3 protein-coding genes are annotated in these 4,872 nt (G+C 46.9%); 1 reads left to right on the top strand and 2 read right to left on the bottom strand.

The genetic code is table 11. The features are described 5' to 3' along the window. Nucleotides 1-453, top strand: a 453-nt coding sequence (locus Q0389_RS07120; protein ID WP_298693138.1) for a DnaJ C-terminal domain-containing protein, incomplete at its 5' end; no start/stop codon positions are given. Here Q0389_RS07120 and Q0389_RS07115 read toward each other — a convergent pair. Both Q0389_RS07115 and ccsA read right to left on the bottom strand, forming a co-directional pair. Continuing rightward, nucleotides 446-1,546 carry a hypothetical protein gene (locus tag Q0389_RS07115; protein ID WP_298693136.1) on the bottom strand — a complete coding sequence of 367 codons (1,101 nt, stop codon included), beginning with the start codon at nucleotides 1,544-1,546 and terminating at the stop codon, nucleotides 446-448. The genes Q0389_RS07120 and Q0389_RS07115 overlap by 8 nt on opposite strands. A 1-nt stretch (nucleotide 1,547) precedes the next feature. Continuing rightward, nucleotides 1,548-4,670, bottom strand: coding sequence for a cytochrome c biogenesis protein CcsA (gene ccsA / locus Q0389_RS07110; RefSeq protein ID WP_298693134.1), 3,123 nt, complete (start codon nucleotides 4,668-4,670; stop codon nucleotides 1,548-1,550). Between the last annotated feature and the right edge of the window lie 202 nt (nucleotides 4,671-4,872).

Below are 4,872 nucleotides of genomic sequence, written 5' to 3'. Positions count from 1 at the left end.
GACACCGGCAACCGTTTACGGGTCTCAGGACGAGGTAATACCGGCAAAAGCGGCGTACGGGGAGACTTGTACGTCACGTTCGAGGTCGAAGAAGACAGCCATTTTATCCGTAACGGCAACGACGTCTATCTGGAAGTTCCCGTATTCTTCACTCAAGCCGTTCTCGGTGAAAATATCACCATCCCTTCTTTGACGGGCGAGCTCACCCTCGAACTTGAAACGGGGACCAAAGATACCCAGCAATACCGTTTCCGCGGCGAGGGGATCACCGACGTACACGGACGGGGCAAAGGGGATTTGATCGCCCAAATCCGCCTCACCTACCCAAATCGTCTGAGTTCGGAGCAAACAGAGCTTCTTTCCAAACTCCAAGAGAGTTTCGGCATCGAATCCAAGCCTCATGAAAGCCTTTTCGAGTCGGTGTTTGAGCGGGTCAAAGGGTGGTTTAAATAACCCAATCTCCATGTTGATCGGCACGTTTCGGTGCCGGAGACATCCGAACGAAAATCTGTACCTCTTTAATGATCCGGAGCTGCTTCGCATTCATCCAGTCGTGCAACGCTCCCCCCTCTTTCGAATCGTAGCTTATTTTAAATACGGCCTTCATCGAATCGTTTTCAAGCGCTTTTGTATAATGCCACAAAGCACGTACTACAATACGATTTCCATCTAAAAACAGTTCGGCGTCAAATGTTTTTGCCGAGCTTGAAAGAGCCACAAGAACCGCCGATTCATCTGTTTCGATCGATACCCCTTTTTCGGATATATCGTGTAAATGCAAAGCATAATGTCTGCCGTCATAATGAAAATTCATCCGATCATTTTCACCGCATTCATAGCGGATTACCTGACGCAGATGAAATCCCTCCGATACGATCTGCAAATTCTCCAGCCAAACCGTCTCTTCACGCAGATCGTATTCTCGGAGTCTGCCGATCAGCATGGCATCCTTACGGGCTCCGATCAGCCATTCGACCCCTTTATGCGCCGCTATCAACTGCTTTTTCTCGACCCGAAGACAGATTTTGCCATTAGTGGCTTCAACAATAAAAGACTCTCCCCGTATCGGTATCCCTTTGTATAAAACGACAGAGGCAAATCGTACTTTTTCCCATTGGCCTAATGCCCGTTTCAATAAAAGATGTTCGTCGCTTTGTACGTTCGTTACAGGCGATACGTTTACTTTTTTCAGCGTACGCAGCGATTTGGTCGAATCGACCGTTGCGATCGTCTGATCCGATATCCGAACCACGACGAAAATATCGATCTCATCTTCACTGTATGCGTGTTCGACTTGGACAATATGGTCTTGATAGGTAAAACATTCGTGTTCGGAAAAAAAGTGAAACAGTATTTCATCCGAAGGATTTTCGATGTTGAGCGTTTCGCCGATGACGTCGACGATGTGTTCATTCGTAAGATTGGAAAGAAGCAAGACGACCCGAATATGGTCGTTGACGAAAAAAAGTTTTTTGTGTTTAAAAAACATTACCCCTACGGGGAGATGCTTATAGGCGTTAAAGAGCTCTTTTAACGCGTCGTTCATGCTATTTCACGGCACGTTTGGGATAGGCCATCGCGATGACGATTGCGATAACGGCATAGGTCCACGGAACAAAATCCGGAACCGGAACAGGATCGCCTTTGGCATACGAATGCATTCCCGCGAGATAGTAGTTGACGCCGAAATAGGTCATCAGAACCGAGGTAAAGGCCAAGAGCGAAATGACGCTGAACGTATAATCGCTATACGCCCCTTTGATAAAGCGGACATGAATAACTACGGCATAAACGATGATTGTCACCAATGCCCATGTCTCTTTCGGATCCCATCCCCAGTAGCGTCCCCAACTCTCATTTGCCCAGACCCCTCCGAGGAAGTTCCCCACGGTGAGGAGAACCAAACCGAAGATCAAACTCATCTCGTTGATCGCATTGAGTTCCTTAATCGCCAGGTTCAGACGCTCTTGATTATGCGGTTTTTTAAGGACGAACAACAGCAGCGTAATCATCCCGAGCAATGCACCAAGTCCCAAGAAACCGTAACTCGCGGTAATCATCGCAACGTGAATCGCCAGCCAATACGATTGCAATACCGGAACGAGATTCGTCACCTGAGGATCGAGCCAGTTGAGATGAGCGACGAAAAGGATCAATCCCGTCATAATAGACGTGGCAGCCATTGTCATCACCGATTTGCGCGAAAAGATAAATCCGGCTAATACGCTGGCCCATCCGATGTAGATCATCGACTCGTATCCGTTTGACCACGGAGCGTGCCCCGCGATATACCAGCGCATAATCAATCCGACCGTGTGGGCGGCGAAGAAAACGACCAGCAAGCCAAACGAAATTTTCGTCAAAATTCCCTCTTTGAACGAAGGTTTCAAGATTTTAATGAATGACAGGATCAACAACGTAAAGCCGACGACGAAGTACAAAGGCCATAATTGTTCGAAAATATTGGTTTTGTTATACATAATTTCGACATTGATTTTGTTTTGGTTCGGATAGACGCTTGCCCCGACAAAACGTTGGTATTTGTCGATACGCCCCAATGCTTCGTTCGCTTTGGTCCAGTTTCCGGTTTTCATCCCTTCGTCGATCGAACCGAAATAGCCGATTGCCAACAAACGGACGATCTCAGCATCTTTCGGCGCAAAGTTTTGTAATGCCTCGATCGTCGCATCCCACTTATGATCTTTCGCATTCGGAACCGGCCACATACGTACCAACGAACCGGTATAAACCATATACGCGACATTTACCCGTTCATCGACCTGTAAAAGCGCTTTATCAAGTTTATCGCGCTTTGCCGGAGCTTTCCGGTTCGCATCGTCTACCAAACGTGCAAGTTTGTAACCGCTGATTTGATCCGGTACTTCAAAAAACTGAGAAAATGCGGCATTTTTAGCATTCTCCGGTAAACCGATCAATTTGTTGATTTCAGGGTTTCCGGTGCGGATCATCGCAATTTCGCGCCATGCGTCCGGACGAAGCATCATTCCTAAAACTACCTGATTCGGCGTCAATCCCAAAACCGAATCGGAACGGTACAGTTTGGCAACGATCTCGTGCGTCAAAGTATCCATCGGCTTCATCCGTCCGCTGGCATCCTGCACGACCAGACGACCGAATTTTTCGGCATGTGCCTTGTCAAAAGACAACGCGGTTTTAATCACCGGATTTTGCATATCTTCAGCATGTCCCGGAGTCGAAACGAACATCATTGCGACAACGGCAAGCGATGCCGCGACTTTTTTCCCTTCCAGCGCTTTGAGCTTTTCGCTCAATGCGTTAAAGCGGCCGTTTTTGACAATTAGAACCGCAAACATTCCGATCGCAAGGAGTAAATATCCGATATAAGTAATCAATGTTCCCGGATCGTGATTGACGGAGAGAACCGTTCCCAATTCATCTTGGTCGAACGAGGACTGGAAGAATCGGTACCCTTTATAATCGAGAATATGGTTCATATAAATACGAAACGGCATCTTGACTCCTGCTGATGGGTCCAAAAGGGTTACTTCACTTGCATACGATGCCGGTGACATCGATCCCGGATAACGTTCTAACTGAAAATCGTTCAAAGCGATCGCAAACGGCAGTTTACGTTCGATCGAACCGTACGAAACATCGATTTGCGTATCCCTTAAAGCTACATGTTGCGGATCGCCGATCTCGCCGGGCGTTCCCAAAACAACCGTCGTTGCTTTTGCATCACCGCTATTGAAACTGAGAGTTAAGGCATCTTCTCCGCCCCCTTGCATCATCGGCCCTTTTTTTGCCGGTTTGCCCGAAGTGAGTTTCATCACCCCCTGCGGAATGAAATCACGTAAAACGAAACCGCTTTGTGCTGTTTGGAATAAAGTACGGCGGCTCATTTCGTGTTTTCCTTGCGGAAGTTGTGACGACTGCTGCGTGTCCATACTCAATGTCGCCAATTCCATAGGGACATCCATCAACAATTTGCCGTCTTCGACACTCAATGCGATAACAGGCTTATTAAAGCTTTTTGTAGAATTAAAATCGATGACAATATCGTTTGCTTCCACAAATTCACCCGGTTTAAGACTGATTTGCTGAGCCCCCTCGGCACCCGTCACCATCAGGTTCAAAATCGGTTCTCCCTTAGGATCGGCAACGGCTTCATACCGTGCGTCTCCCATATAGCTATCGAGCTTCACATGGATGTTTTGCCCATCGATTTGTAAATCTCGCTCGAAATGGTTGGAAGAACGTTTAGAGAGATAGAGCTGCTCTTTAAATGAGTAGTTTTTTTCTCCCTTATGCACATTGAAGGTTACGTACGGCTCCGCACTTACCATCGAATCGGCACTTTCCCCCTCACGGATATGAACCGTCCCCTCGTAACCCATATATCGCGTCACGGCCGCACCGACGAGAATAATTAAAAAAGCGGCATGGAATAAAAAGACAAAAGCTTTCGCTTTACGCGCCATGTTAAAATTGATAATATTTAAAATCAGGTTCAATGCCAACAATCCCAGCAATACTTCAAACCATCGTGCATTGTAGATATCCGCTTTAGCGGTCATCGTCCCGTAATCGTTTTCTACAAAAGTAGCGTAGCCTATCGAAACGGCAAAGATGAGCATCAATGCCGCCATTGTCTTCATCGAGCCTAAAAAAGAGAGAATTTTAGTCATTTATATACCTATCGTCTATTATATGGTCGCAATTGTAATCGCACTATGGTAAACACGTGTTAATTTTGTATTAACGCATTATACCCCTTCGAGGATCATCGCCTCCGCTACCCGCTTGAATGCCGCGATGTTCGCACCGTCGACAAAATTCCGTTCCCGCCCGTACTCTTTTGCGGTTAATGCTATCCGTTTATAGATATGA

It is taken from the genome of uncultured Sulfuricurvum sp., assembly GCF_937936435.1.
Lineage (GTDB): Bacteria > Campylobacterota > Campylobacteria > Campylobacterales > Sulfurimonadaceae > Sulfuricurvum.
This window is presented reverse-complemented; position numbering and strand designations above follow the sequence as displayed.